This window comes from Neorhizobium alkalisoli (genome assembly GCF_002968635.1).
In the GTDB taxonomy this organism is placed as follows: domain Bacteria; phylum Pseudomonadota; class Alphaproteobacteria; order Rhizobiales; family Rhizobiaceae; genus Neorhizobium; species Neorhizobium alkalisoli.
Genome location: NZ_PVBN01000011.1, coordinates 51,318 through 63,352, shown reverse-complemented (window position 1 = coordinate 63,352; position 12,035 = coordinate 51,318). Strand labels below are relative to the sequence as shown.

12 protein-coding genes are annotated in these 12,035 nt (G+C 59.0%); 7 read left to right on the top strand and 5 right to left on the bottom strand.

Translation table 11 applies throughout. The features are described from left to right. Positions 1–28: 28 nt before the first annotated feature. Complete coding sequence (locus C5L13_RS21650) at positions 29–1,045, bottom strand: ABC transporter substrate-binding protein (protein WP_105385342.1); 1,017 nt, start codon at positions 1,043–1,045, stop codon at positions 29–31. A 238-nt stretch (positions 1,046–1,283) separates the two neighbouring features. Between C5L13_RS21650 and C5L13_RS21645 the strand changes: the two genes are divergently transcribed. Together C5L13_RS21645 and C5L13_RS21640 are read left to right on the top strand one after the other, a co-directional pair. After that, positions 1,284–2,516: a GAF domain-containing sensor histidine kinase gene (locus C5L13_RS21645; RefSeq protein ID WP_105385341.1), complete on the top strand. Its 1,233-nt coding sequence runs from the start codon at positions 1,284–1,286 to the stop codon at positions 2,514–2,516. After that, positions 2,513–3,229 (top strand): response regulator transcription factor, encoded by a 717-nt coding sequence (locus tag C5L13_RS21640; protein ID WP_105385340.1) that lies wholly within the window; start codon positions 2,513–2,515, stop codon positions 3,227–3,229. The genes C5L13_RS21645 and C5L13_RS21640 overlap by 4 nt, the downstream gene beginning before the upstream one ends. A 59-nt stretch (positions 3,230–3,288) precedes the next feature. Here C5L13_RS21640 and C5L13_RS21635 read toward each other — a convergent pair whose 3' ends face one another. Together C5L13_RS21635 and C5L13_RS21630 are read right to left on the bottom strand one after the other, a co-directional pair. Then, the gene (locus C5L13_RS21635) at positions 3,289–4,311 is read right to left on the bottom strand and encodes an LLM class flavin-dependent oxidoreductase (protein ID WP_105385339.1); all 1,023 of its coding nucleotides are present in this window, start codon (positions 4,309–4,311) and stop codon (positions 3,289–3,291) included. 182 nt (positions 4,312–4,493) lie between these two features. Then, positions 4,494–5,423, bottom strand: coding sequence for a LysR family transcriptional regulator (locus C5L13_RS21630; RefSeq protein ID WP_105385475.1), 930 nt, complete (start codon positions 5,421–5,423; stop codon positions 4,494–4,496). 126 nt (positions 5,424–5,549) lie between these two features. On the opposite strand from C5L13_RS21630, the gene C5L13_RS21625 reads away from it, so the two are divergent. The 3 genes from C5L13_RS21625 (at position 5,550) to C5L13_RS21615 (ending at position 7,952) form a co-directional block, all read left to right on the top strand. After that, positions 5,550–6,029, top strand: coding sequence for a carboxymuconolactone decarboxylase family protein (locus C5L13_RS21625; protein WP_105385338.1), 480 nt, complete (start codon positions 5,550–5,552; stop codon positions 6,027–6,029). A gap of 37 nt (positions 6,030–6,066) precedes the next feature. Continuing rightward, entirely contained in the window at positions 6,067–6,819 is a 753-nt protein-coding gene (locus C5L13_RS21620) for an SDR family oxidoreductase (RefSeq protein ID WP_105385337.1), read from the top strand. Between the two features lie 104 nt (positions 6,820–6,923). Continuing rightward, entirely contained in the window at positions 6,924–7,952 is a 1,029-nt protein-coding gene (locus C5L13_RS21615; protein WP_105385336.1) for a mechanosensitive ion channel family protein, read from the top strand. Here C5L13_RS21615 and C5L13_RS21610 read toward each other — a convergent pair. Continuing rightward, positions 7,935–8,423 (bottom strand): RrF2 family transcriptional regulator, encoded by a 489-nt coding sequence (locus C5L13_RS21610; RefSeq protein ID WP_105385335.1) that lies wholly within the window; start codon positions 8,421–8,423, stop codon positions 7,935–7,937. The genes C5L13_RS21615 and C5L13_RS21610 overlap by 18 nt on opposite strands. Positions 8,424–8,553: 130 nt before the next feature. Beyond that, positions 8,554–9,219 (bottom strand): SGNH/GDSL hydrolase family protein, encoded by a 666-nt coding sequence (locus tag C5L13_RS21605; protein ID WP_245571426.1) that lies wholly within the window; start codon positions 9,217–9,219, stop codon positions 8,554–8,556. A gap of 103 nt (positions 9,220–9,322) precedes the next feature. Between C5L13_RS21605 and C5L13_RS21600 the strand changes: the two genes are divergently transcribed. Further along, positions 9,323–10,354 (top strand): LacI family DNA-binding transcriptional regulator, encoded by a 1,032-nt coding sequence (locus tag C5L13_RS21600; RefSeq protein WP_105385334.1) that lies wholly within the window; start codon positions 9,323–9,325, stop codon positions 10,352–10,354. A gap of 13 nt (positions 10,355–10,367) precedes the next feature. After that, positions 10,368–11,969 (top strand): FAD-dependent oxidoreductase, encoded by a 1,602-nt coding sequence (locus C5L13_RS21595; RefSeq protein ID WP_105385333.1) that lies wholly within the window; start codon positions 10,368–10,370, stop codon positions 11,967–11,969. The last annotated feature ends 66 nt before the right edge of the window (positions 11,970–12,035 follow it).

The window sequence follows — 12,035 nt, the reverse complement described above, 5'->3', positions numbered from 1 at the left end:
CCGCCTTCCACATCGGCTCTCTCAACCGTCACTTTGCGGCGCTGATCACCTTCTGGGCGTCTTCGAGCGAATATTCAACATTCGCTACGCCACCCTTCTGGGTTTTAGCGAGGTTCGCCTCGAGGTTATCCTGATCAATACGCAGGAAGGGTACGACCAGGTCCTTCTTGACCTCCTTGCCGTCGAGGATTTGCTGGGCGACCCAGAAAGCCAGGGTCGACACTCCCGGAGCGATCGAGACGGACATGGTCTCGTAGCTGTTCTTGTCCTTCTGTTGCTTCCACCAGACGAGTTCGTCCTCGCGGTTGCCCATGACGATCGTCGGGGTTGGTCGCTTGGCTGCCGCAAAGGCCTGAGCGGCACCGTAGCCGTCGCCGCCTTGGGTCACGACGGCCGCGATCTCCGGAAGACTTGGGAGAATGCCGGCAACCGCACGCTGAGCGACATCCTGAGCCCAGTCGCCATTGACGGATCCGACGATCTTGAACTGCGGATTTTTCTGGACGCCGGCCTGAATGCCCGCGTGAATTTCATCGTCGACCGAAACCCCGGCGAGACCTCTGATCTCCAGCAGGTTTCCACCCTTCGGCAGTTTTTTGGTGAGGTATTCGATCTGGCTTTCGCCCATTGCCTTGAAATCCACCGCAATGCGCCAGGCGCAGGGTTCCGTGACGATGCCGTCGAAGGAAACGACGGTGATACCTGCGTCGCAGGCCTCCTTGATCGCGCCATTGAGGGCGGTCGGCGAGGCGGCATTCACGACGATGGCGTCATATCCCTGCAGGATGAGATTCTGGATCTGCGCGGCCTGTTCGGTGGCCTGGTTTTCGGCTGTGGTGAACGGATCGGCTGCAGCGACGACGCCTTTGGCAACAGCGTCCTTGGTAATCTTGTCCCAACTCGTCAGCATGGCCTGTCGCCAGGAATTGCCGGCATAGTTGTTGGACAGAGCGATCTTTTTGCCGGCAGTATCTGCCATCGCGGAAAACGAGGCAGTGATGCAGACGGTGGCGACAGATGCAAACAGCATCTTCCTGATGATCATGATTTCCTCCCTAGTCCCGACGGGCTCATCTCCGGCCGCTCCTCAACGGTAAGCGGAGATAGTGATTGCGCTGAGGCCCGGTTGCTCAGTAGATCGAGAATGAGGAAAAAAGCGGATGTTGTACAGGCGCATCCAAGCAATGTGTTTGCGGATACTCGCGCAAAATCTGCGGGTTTCCGCAGGACAAAGGTGTGAAGCAGGCGCTTAATTGGAAAAGGACTTGGGAGGAGGTCCAGGCATGCTCAATCCGGCGCGAGAGTCACTGTTCGACCGCTATCTGGGAATCTCGCGGCTGCTCGCGGGCCAGCTCGATTTTCGCTCCATCATCCAGGCTGTGGCTGCCGAAATCAGCCATATCATCCCGCATGACCATCTCGACGTGTGCATCAAGATGGTCGATGGCAAATATCACATTGCGTACGAAAGCGGACTTGAAACCGCCTGGAGCAAGCATCCGCCAGCGCTTTTGAGCGGAAGTCCAATACGCAGCCTTTTATCCGGCGAGGTGGATTTCCTTCTTTCGCCAGATGCCTGCGCGGATCCGCGATTTCACTTCGAAGGTGCCTTTTCGAGCCCGATCGTCGAATTGTCGCTGCGCAGTCGTCTGCACGTGCCGCTGAAGGTACAGGGGGATATCATCGGCGCACTGAGCTGCTCCAGTCATCGCCATGACTACTACACAATGGAGGACGTGGAGAATGCCCGTTCGATTGCCGACTTGCTCGCCCCATATTTTTATGCGCTGCGGGCCGCCGAGCAGGCCAAGCGCTCAGCCATCGTGGAGGCTGAAGCTCGGGCTCGGGAGGAGGGGCTGAGACTTGGTGCGTTGAAGCTTACCGAGGCATTGGAGGCGGAGCGGCAACGCATTGGCATGGACCTGCATGACCAGACTCTTGCGGACCTGACGCGGCTGGCGCGACGCATGGAGCGACTGAGCAAACAGGCGGAACTGCCCGGAGAAACTTTGGAACCTTTGGGCCGGGCGCTGCAGCTTTGCATGCATGACCTGCGCCAGATTATTGAAGAGGCAAAACCCACAGTTCTGCAGCTTTTTGGTGTCGCGGAAGCGATCGAAAACCATCTCGATCGTTCGGCGCGAGAAAGCGGCCTGGCGATCCAATGGCGGATGGTGGACGAGAGCAATGGCGCACTTGATGTCCTCGGCCAGACGGTGGCGACTGCGCTGTTCCGTATCGTGCAGGAGGCCGTCAATAACGCCATCCGCCATGCCCAGCCGGAGGTGATCCTCGTGCATATCAGAAATCTAAATGGCGCTTTGTCTATCGAGGTCGTTGACGACGGCGTCGGCGTGATGCCCTCGGGAAATCCGGGAGGCCACGGAATTGACAACATGAAGACGCGTGCCCGTCTCATAGCTGCACGATTTGAGATCGGTCACAACGGCTCAGGCACCTTCGTGAAGGTCCAGTTGCCTGTTGGTCGCAAAAGGGTACCGGAGCATCGAAAATGAGGGTTTTAATAGTCGAGGACGACCCGCTGCATCGTTCCTATCTGCATGAAGCGGTTCGTGCCGCGTTGCCGGAATGTGACTTGGTCGTGGAGGCGGAAAATGGCCAAAGCGGTGAAATAGAAGCCCGCAAGGCCCGCATGGAACATGTCGTCATGGATCTGCAGATGAGCGAGCGCAACGGGATCGAAGCAGCTCGCACCATCTGGCGCGAAAGGCCTGACACGAAAATTCTCTTCTGGTCCAATTATTCGGACGAGGCCTATGTCCGCGGCGTCTCGCGGATCGTACCGGAAGGCGCGACTTACGGGTACGTGCTCAAATCCGCTTCCGACGAACGGCTGAAACTGGCGCTCAGAAGCGTTTTTGTTGAATCGCAATGCGTCATCGATCGCGAAGTGAGAGGTATTCAGCAAAAGAGCCTCGGCAACGCTCACGGATTGACCGATGCGGAGTACGAGATACTGGTGGATGTGGCACTGGGCCTGACGGACAAGGCGATAGCCCAGCGCAAGAGACTTTCTTTGCGCAGCGTCCAGAACAGGCTGCAGCAGCTTTACGAAAAGCTCGATGTTTACGACCTGCCGGACGATGGAATGGAAGGCTGGTACAACCTGCGTATGCGTGCGGTTGCCGTTGCGCTCCTCCGTAAAGTACTGAATTCCAGTGCGTTGGAACGTGCCGAGCGGGAGCTGCACGACCGCGGTAGCTCCTGACTCGCTTGCGACCTACCTTACAAGGCGGCTGCGGCTCGCCAAAACGATCGAGCTGATGGTCATCGCCATCCGAGCGCCGGTGCGACATGCGAAAGGATCGCTTCGATCACGTGAGCATTGTAGTCGACGCCGAGCTGGTTGGGTACGGTCAACAACAGTGTGTCGGCCTCTGCGATCGCTTCATCCTTTGCCAGCTGCTCGATCAGAACGTCCGGCTCTGCCGCATAGCTGCGGCCGAAGATTGCCCGGGTATTCTCGTCGATGAAGCCGATCTGGTCCTGACCTTCGTCTCCTTGTCCGAAATAGGCGCGATCGCGATCGCTCACCAGCGCGAAAATGCTGCGGCTGACTGATACCCGCGGCTCGCGCTGATGACCTGCGGCTTTCCATGCCTCCCGGAAGACCCGGATTTGGGCGGCTTGCTGGATATGGAAGGGCTCACCGGTCTCGTCGTTTTTGAGCGTCGAACTCTGAAGGTTCATCCCAAGCTCGGCCGCCCACTTAGCTGTTGCGTTGGAACTTGCGCCCCACCAGATCCGCTCGCGCAATCCTTCGGAATGCGGCTCCAGACGCAGCGGTCCGGGTGGATTGGGGAACATTGGCCGCGGATTGGGCTTGGCAAAACCTTCGCCGCGCAGCACGTCGAGGAATACTTGCGTATGATGCCGAGCCATGTCCGCATCGGTCTGTCCTTCTGGCGGGATATAGCCAAAATAGCGCCAACCATCGATCACCTGCTCCGGCGAGCCGCGGCTGATGCCGAGTTGCAGGCGTCCGCCGGCAATGATGTCGGCTGCGCCGGCATCTTCAGCCATGTAGAGCGGATTTTCGTAACGCATGTCGATCACCGCCGTGCCGATCTCGATACGACTTGTCTTGGCTCCGACCGCCGCCAGCAACGGGAAGGGCGAGGCGAGCTGGCGGGCGAAATGATGGACGCGGAAATAAGCCCCGTCGGCACCCAACTCCTCCGCCGCGACCGCCAGATCAATCGACTGCAACAGTGCGGCGCTGGCCGAGCGCGTCTGCGATTGGGACGAGGGAGTCCAATGGCCAAAGGACAGAAAGCCGATCTTTTTCATCACGAAATGCCTTACCCGAGGGATTGCGAAATACGTTACAGATTGATTGGAATTGAGAACTTTTCACCAGTGCGCGAAGATCACTTCGCATTGATCCGTTTTCGGCACAAAGGAAAACTTCTGAGCCAGTTATTTTGGCCGGGCAACAAATAATGACCCTCTGGTGTCGATCGTATGAGCAGTCATCCGTTCCCTCCGCAGGTACTTACTTCGGTCGTCGTCATAAGTGCATCCTCACGTATGGCTTCGATCAGGAAATCGAGGACCGTGCGGGCACGTAGCGGCAGGTTGCGACGGGACGCATAGACGACATTGATCGGGAGGCGCACTGGCGGGAAATCGCGCATGACGTTCACGAACCTTCCCGCTTCGATGTCGGAACCGGCTAGGATGTGAGACAAAATGGCAAGGCCGCTGCCCGCAAGCGCCGCGTGATGAACGGCAACCGGATTGTTTGTGATCAGACGTGGGATAATCCGCACGGCAATCTCGTCCGATCCATTGGAAAAATGCCAGGAGCGGCCGTTGCCGCCGCGGTTGTAGCAAATGCAGTCGTGGCCCTGGATTTCTTGAGGAGTTCTGGGCACTCCCCGTCTTTCAAGATATTCGGGCGCTGCCACGAGGAATGCGGTTGTCCAGCCGATGCGCCGGCAAATCAGGCTGCTGTTACCTACATCGCCGAGACGGACCTCGAGATCTATTCCGTCGCCAACGAGATCCGACGGCTCCTCCCGCCAGATCAGTTCGACCACCAGCTTCGGATGCGCCTTGAGCAGGGCGGGAAGACGATCACTCATGTAGAGCCCAAGGGGAGCCGGCATACTCAGCCTGACCTTTCCCGACACCGTCGCCCCTTCCGGGCAGGTCTTGTCGCCAAGTGCATCCACAGCTTCGATGACTCTCAAGGCCATGGGAATCATCCGCTCGCCTTCCGCCGTCAGCGCAAGCGCGTTGGTGGTTCGGTGCAGAAGCCTCGAATTGAAATGGGCCTCCAATGCCGAAACCTGCCGCGAGACGGCGGGTTGGGTCAGCCCCAGATCGGCGGCCGCGGCTGAAAAGGATCCCGTTTCGGCTACGCGCAGAAACGTCTTCAAGGCAGAAACCAGGTCCATCTCGACACCCATACTTTTGCGCATAAGCCTTATGTCCGCAGCTTAGGCGATCAAGGCTTTACTGTCCATCTATTAAGGATATTTTATATCCATAAGGACATTTTGAGTCCTTAATAGGAGAAGATTATGACCCAGCGCCTGAATTATGCCCAGCAATCCCCGGAGTTCTTCAAGAAGATCTCGGAGTTGAGCATGTCCTTGAAGGACAGCGTAATCGAACAGAAGATCCGCGACCTCGTGAACATCCGTGCCTCGCAGATCAACGGTTGCGGCTTCTGCCTCGACATGCATGTGAAGGAAGCGAAGATCCACGGCGAGAGCGAACTGCGGCTCTATCACGTCGCGATCTGGCGGGAATCCAACCTCTTCGTCCCACGTGAACGCGCCGCTCTCGCCTGGACGGAAGCGCTTACGGAACTCCCTGAAGGCGGCATCCCGGACGAGCTTTACGAGCGTGTTCGCGGCCAGCTTTCGGAGAAGGAAATTTCCGATCTGACCTTTTCCATCATGACCATCAATGCCTGGAACCGTGTTAGCATCGCCTTCAAGGCCGTGCCCGGGTCTGCAGACAAGCTTTATGGCCTCGACAAGGCCGGCTTGAATTGAACGATCAGCAAAAGCAAACTGCAAGGGAGAGCTGATTATGAAAATCGTCATCATTGGCGGAACCGGCCTCATCGGTTCGAAGACGACCGAACGCCTGCGAAGCCGAGGCCACGAAGTGATTGCCGCCTCGCCGAACACGGGCGTCAACACCATCACTGGCGAAGGCCTTGCCGAAGCACTTGCTGGCGCGGAGGTGGTGCTCGACCTCGCCAATTCCCCTTCGTTCGAGGACAAAGCCGTCATGGAGTTCTTCGAGACGTCGGGGCGCAATTTGCTTGCAGCGGAAAAGACCGCTGGGGTCAAACATCATGTGGCGCTTTCGGTGGTGGGAACAGAACGTCTTCAGGAGAGCGGCTATTTCCGCGCGAAGCTCGCTCAGGAGAGGCTGATCAAGGCTGCCGGCATTCCCTACACCATCGTTCATTCGACCCAGTTCATGGAGTTCCTGAGCGGCATCGCCCAGTCCGGCACCGTCGGTGATACGGTTCGTCTGTCTCCGGCCTTTGTGCAGCCGATCGCTTCGGATGACGTCGCGGATGCGATGGCGGAGGTTGCACTCGCTGCGCCGGTCAACGGCACGATCGAGATCGCCGGACCTGAACGTTCGCGCCTGAACGAACTGGTGGCCCGTTACCTGGCCGAACTTGGCGATCCCCGCAAGGTCGAAGCAGACCGCGAGGCGCGTTATTTCGGCGCGCGCCTGGAGGACGAATCTCTGGTCTCCGACGACAATCCGCACCTTGGCCGTATCGGTTTCGAGGAATGGTTTGCCACATCGGCACGCAAGTGAGTAGCATTTGGGACGTATTTCGAACGAGCCGCCGCAGGGCCGGATGCGATCACGCATCCGGCCCTGGTGACTGTTTTTGCCAAGCCGGGACTTGAGGCACTGCCATGCTGTCTGATCACTCTTTGATTGCGCTTGTCCTGGTAAACCTGCTGGGAGTGGCCGGTATTATCGTCTGGCACCTTCAAGGTCGCGGAAGGCCGACTGCCCGGCTGATTGTGCAGATCGTCTTTTTCTCGGCCATGACCGCCGTGCTGGCTTTCAGCGGTATCATGCCGCACAGTATCGATGCGGCAGAGGTCGCCCAAGGGAGGAACTTTCTCGGCACGTCGGCACGCGTTCTCTGGTGGGTGCATCTTGCCTGGGCGACCATTGGTTTCGTACGCATCTACATCGTCCTCGACGGCAGGCCGGTTGAGGCGCGGCTCCTTCAGGACCTCATCGTTGCCGTGGTCTATCTGGGGGTGACCCTCTCGATTATCGGCTTCGTCTTCGGCGCGCCGATCGGCACACTCGTTGCGACCTCAGGCGTCATTGCCATCATTCTGGGTCTCGCACTTCAGAACACGCTCGGCGACCTGTTCTCGGGGATAGCGCTGACGCTGGGAAGACCTTTTACCATCGGCGACTGGATCCAGCTCGGCGATGGAACAGAAGGCCGCGTGGTGGAGAACAACTGGCGCTCCACCCAGATTCTCACCCCCGCCCACAACGTCATGGTTATCCCCAACAGCACTCTCGCGAAAGTTGGACTAACCAATCTCACGCGTCCAGACGAAACCCATATGATCATCCTGGTGATGCGGATCGCAGCATCGCATCGACCGGCTCTGGTGGAGGGCGTGATGAAAACGGCTTTGCAAAACTGCCAGAACATCGTTCAGGATCCCGCCCCGATCGTCGCCCTCAAGGCGATCGATGCGATAGCGATCGAAGCCGAGTTGCAGTTTCGGGTGACGAGCCCGGCTAATCGCACGCCAGCCAGAAACGAGGTGATCGACGTGGTTCATCAGCATTGCGAAGCGAACGGCCTCGAATTTGCCCTGCCGCCCCAGAGCTATCTTTACACCCCGCCTGCGAAGGCTGACAAAAGCACCGCGACGCCAGAACGGGCCTACTCATCCCGCCCGCTTTAGAACCCATTCGAATGTGCCGTTCCAGATATCTGCAGGGATGTCCTGTGCCAGGATCTCTCCGAGATCGGCAAGCGTCACGCTGCGCAGCTTGGCACGCCAAGCCTCGTCTGCCTCCCACATGATGCGTGCGATCGCGCAGGGGCCGCTTTCGCAATAACCCTGTGGTCGGCACGGGTTGTTGGCACGGATATTATTGCAGACGAAGGTCCGGCCGCTGCCCTCCACTGCCTCGACGATTTCAAGGAATGTCAGCTCGCTTGGCGCCTTTGCCAGTCGATATCCTCCCGAGGGGCCGAGCGTCGTAAGTACGAGACCCGCCTGCGACAGGCTCTGCAGCGCCTTGGAGAGATATTCCTTGGGCAAGCCATGCAGCTCGGCGAGCGCCTTGGTCGACAGATAGCGCCCCTCGGGCAGGCCCGACAGAATGGCGCAACAATGAAGCGCCCATTCGACTTGGCTCTTCAGGATCATAAGAAGTATTCCATCGTTCGATGCTCTAAGATTAAGGATATGTGTTATCCTTATTTCGCGTTGGTGTAAACTGCGCGGCCGGCTGGCTCGACAGGGCGAAGAGGCCGAGTGCCGACTTTGGTTTGAAGCCCTATGAACGATCCGCCTCCATAAAAGCACCGAAGATCGCACGATGTCCGGCGTCATTCGGATGGATTAGATCGGCCGAGGCCAAGGCGCCGTCACCGCAAGCTTTTATGGTTTCGTAGACAGGGGCGTAGAAGAGCGAGAAGCGCCGCGCCAGCATATGCACGACTTCGACATAGCTTTCGAAACCGTTCCGCGTCTGGCCCGTAAAGCCGGCGCTGCCGACCAAAAAACCTGCATCCGGAATATAGGGTGGACTGCCGATTGCAAGCCGTTCCGCGTGTCCGGCCTCGATCAGTCGTTCTAGCATGTTTGCATAGTCGCCCGTGAAATTCCGGAGGTTCATCGTGTCCGGCGCAGCCGTATATCGGGCATCGTTGTAGCCATAGAGGATCAGGATCGCGTCGCAGTGGGGCGCGTCAAGAAGTGCATTTTCGAAGCGACCGATGCCGTTGTCCGGTCTCGGCTTTCCATCCGCCAGACACGAGCCCTGCAGCACCGTGCCGGGAATTGCCTGATTGCGGATCGGCAAGCCTCCGACCGCCGCTGCAAAGAGCGCAGGCCAGGCAAGGTCCGGCTGGGTGGCATTGAAGCCTGCGGTGATGCTGTCGCCGAACACTCGGACGCCGGAAATTCCTCGCGATTTCAAATGATCACCATACATCGTCATCACGCCCTCAAATTCCTGCTTGACATCAGGCCGTTTAATCCTGTTTATACGTATTAGCTGCTAATACGCATTAGCAGTCAAGGGGAGGTCAGGAGGATTACCCGTGGCAGGCCATAAGCGCTTGACGCAGCACGACATTGCCAAACTGGCCGGCGTCAGTCAGGCAACCGTTTCGCTCGTGCTGAATGGCGCTCCGACGGCTCTGGCGCGTATTCCGCAAGAGACCCGGGAGCGTGTGCAGCACGTTATCCGCACAACGGGTTATGTGGCCGATCCGATCGCTCGGCGCATGGCCAAAGGCCTTAACCGCATCCTCGGCGTCTTCACTTATGAACCAGCTTTTCCAAGCGAGCAGGCAGATTTCTTTACGCCCTTCCTGCTCGGCATCGAAGAGCAGGCGCAGGCGCAGAACTACGACCTCCTGCTGCTGACCGGCGCGGGCGTCGGGAGAGAGCGCAAAATCTTCGCCGATGGCAATCGGCTTCGGATCGCCGACGGTTGCCTCGTGCTCGGCCGCGAATTTGACCGCGCCGAACTGAAGCGGCTGGTTTCAGGCGATTATCCCTTCGTGGCGATCGGCCGACGTGAGGACGCTGGCGGACCCGTTCCTTACGTCGGCGGCGATTATACGAACGGGACTCGGGCTTTGGTCGAAAAGGCGAGGGCGTTTGGCCATGAGAAACTGGCCTATGTCGGCCCCAACGGATCGGCCGAATCCGTCGTCGACCGCTGGCGTGGTTTCTCCCAGGCTGTCACCGAGGGCGCCGAGTTGGTCTTCCATATTAACGAAGTCGGCCAGCCGGCCGGTGAAGCCCTTGAAGCGATTGTCGCAAGCGGGGCGACGGCAGTTTTCTTTGTCGAACTGGCGGATGCAGTGCGTGTCGAGGCGGCGGCTCGCGAACGAGGCTTGTCACTGCCCGAGGATTTTTCCTCAGTGGTTCTCGGCAGCCATGTTCGGGCCGAACGCAGCCACGTCCAGTTCACCTCCTTCAATATCCCTCGCGAAGAGATGGGTCGCGAGGCGACCGCCATGCTGGTGCGCCGCATCGAGGGGGCAACACCCGTCGAACAGATTCTTTTGTCCTGTGAACCGGTTGAGGGCGAAACGCTCGGGCCTGCAAAGAAACGGATTTAGACACGTGAAAGACATGCGAGCAGACATTCTGGTGGTGGGTGGCGGCCTTGGCGGCGTGGCGGCGGCACTCGGCGCGTGCCGGGCGGGCAAAAAAGTCATCATGACCGAGGAATTCGACTGGATCGGCGGTCAGTTGACCAGTCAGGCTGTGCCCTCTGACGAGCACACTTGGGTCGAGCAGTTCGGTATCACGCGCTCCTATCGGAAGCTGCGCAACGGCATTCGTCAGTATTACCGGGACAACTATCCACTGACCGAAGGCGCCCGGGCCTGGGGCGACCTCAATCCTGGTGGTGGATGGGTCAGCCGCATCTGCGCCGAGCCGCGCGTTAGTCTGGCGGTGATGGAAGCGATGCTGATGCCATACCGTGGCGCGGGCCGCCTTAAGGTTCTGCAGCCCTATCGCCCGGTCGCGGCCGATGTCGGGGGCGACACGGTTCGCTCCGTCACCGTCCGACACCGCGACACGGGCGGGGAGATCGTCATCTCCGCTGATTATATTCTCGACGCCACGGAATTGGGCGATCTCCTGCCGATGACCGGTACGGAGTATGTAAAGGGCTTCGAGGCACAGTCCGATACCGGTGAGCCGAGCGCACCTTCCGAAGCGCAGCCGGACAATGTGCAGGCGGTGTCTGTCTGTTTCGCCGTCGATTGCGTGGACGGCGACCAGACGATCGACAAGCCGGAAAACTATGACTACTGGCGCAAGTACCAGCCGCATTTCTGGGGCGGGCCGCTGCTCGGCTTCACCGCGCCGCATCCGCGCACGCTGGAATTCACCACGCGCTCGTTCACGCCGAATGTCGACGACGATCCGTTGGCTGTCGATGCAGATCAGCGCAAGGGCGGCGGCGACGAAAACCTCTGGCTCTTCCGTCGCATCGCGGCACGGGGTAACTTCCAGCCGGGCTTCTATCAGTCCGACATCTGCTTTGTGAACTGGCCGATGATCGACTACATGGACGGCACGATCATCGATGTTTCCGAGGAGGAAAAGAGCCGGCACCTGAAGGGTGCCGCAGATCTTTCCTATTCGGTCTTCTATTGGCTGCAGACGGAAGCGCCGCGCGTCGACGGCGGGCAGGGCTATCGCGGGCTGCGCCTTCGCGGCGATATCACCGGCACCGAACATGGTCTCGCTATGGCGCCCTATATCCGCGAAAGCCGCCGCATCAAGCCGGTCACCCGCATCGTCGAGCAGGATCTGTCCTATTCGGTACGCGGTGACAAGGGCGCGTTGAACTACCGTGACAGCATCGGCATCGGCATGTACCGCATCGACCTGCACCCCTCGACCGGCGGCGACAACTATATCGACGTGCCGTCCTGCCCGTTCGAGATTCCGCTCGGGTCGCTGCTGCCGCAGCGGATGAAGAATGTCATCGCTGCCGGTAAGAATATCGGCACCACCCACATCACCAATGGCTGCTACCGCCTGCATCCGGTCGAATGGAATGTCGGCGAAGTGGCGGGCATGCTCGCGGCGTATTGCCTAGAGAAGGGGCTGAAGCCCAGCCAAGTGCAGGAAGATGATGGGCATCTCCATGACTTCCAGAGAGAGCTCATGCGTGAAGGTATTGAAATCCGCTGGCCCGACATCGCGGCCTATTGATTAAACCCATCTTTGGAGGAGGAACGGGAATGAATTACCACAGAACACTGAAATCGGCGGTGGTCG

What these genes read in the sequence shown, in the direction of transcription:
- C5L13_RS21630 (WP_105385475.1), bottom strand. Translation starts at nt 5,423, where the DNA reads ATGGACCTGGTTTCTGCCTTGAAGACGTTTCTGCGCGTAGCCGAAACG.
- C5L13_RS21610 (WP_105385335.1), bottom strand. Translation starts at nt 8,423, where the DNA reads ATGATCCTGAAGAGCCAAGTCGAATGGGCGCTTCATTGTTGCGCCATT.
- C5L13_RS21620 (WP_105385337.1), top strand. Translation starts at nt 6,067, where the DNA reads ATGAAAATCGTCATCATTGGCGGAACCGGCCTCATCGGTTCGAAGACG.
- C5L13_RS21650 (WP_105385342.1), bottom strand. Translation starts at nt 1,045, where the DNA reads ATGATCATCAGGAAGATGCTGTTTGCATCTGTCGCCACCGTCTGCATC.
- C5L13_RS21615 (WP_105385336.1), top strand. Translation starts at nt 6,924, where the DNA reads ATGCTGTCTGATCACTCTTTGATTGCGCTTGTCCTGGTAAACCTGCTG.
- C5L13_RS21625 (WP_105385338.1), top strand. Translation starts at nt 5,550, where the DNA reads ATGACCCAGCGCCTGAATTATGCCCAGCAATCCCCGGAGTTCTTCAAG.
- C5L13_RS21595 (WP_105385333.1), top strand. Translation starts at nt 10,368, where the DNA reads ATGCGAGCAGACATTCTGGTGGTGGGTGGCGGCCTTGGCGGCGTGGCG.
- C5L13_RS21640 (WP_105385340.1), top strand. Translation starts at nt 2,513, where the DNA reads ATGAGGGTTTTAATAGTCGAGGACGACCCGCTGCATCGTTCCTATCTG.
- C5L13_RS21645 (WP_105385341.1), top strand. Translation starts at nt 1,284, where the DNA reads ATGCTCAATCCGGCGCGAGAGTCACTGTTCGACCGCTATCTGGGAATC.
- C5L13_RS21605 (WP_245571426.1), bottom strand. Translation starts at nt 9,219, where the DNA reads ATGACGATGTATGGTGATCATTTGAAATCGCGAGGAATTTCCGGCGTC.
- C5L13_RS21635 (WP_105385339.1), bottom strand. Translation starts at nt 4,311, where the DNA reads ATGAAAAAGATCGGCTTTCTGTCCTTTGGCCATTGGACTCCCTCGTCC.